Source organism: Photobacterium sp. R1 (genome assembly GCF_054600795.1).
Genome location: NZ_BAAHZP010000423.1, coordinates 1 through 288 on the forward strand (window position 1 = coordinate 1; position 288 = coordinate 288).

Here is a 288-nt window from a genome sequence, read left to right on the forward strand (position 1 = left end):
TGGCATCCATTCACGTCTTTGCTGCCAAAAGGCTGGCACTGTGTCACGTTCCAGCGCCCCTGACAAGCGGTAATGGCCATTTTCCTGCACCTGCCAATGGACGGCGGGATTCCCCATGGTTATTTTTCCTCAGGTTTGATTGGCTTAGCTGCCAGAGCACGCAAATCCTGCGTGACCTTGTCGACACCCTGCGTGCGCAGTTGCCCGCTCCATTCACTCTGTTTGGTTGAAATCATGCTGACCCCTTCGGCCACCATGTCATAACCTTGCCACTCATTCGTCTGCTTA

Annotated in this window: 1 protein-coding gene; it reads right to left on the reverse strand. The window is 54.2% G+C overall.

Annotated features, from left to right (window positions below):
• Positions 1-119 precede the first annotated feature (119 nt).
• Positions 120-288: ABC transporter substrate-binding protein (locus ACYP03_RS25700; RefSeq protein WP_459782634.1), on the reverse strand; the 169-nt coding region annotated here is incomplete at its 5' end.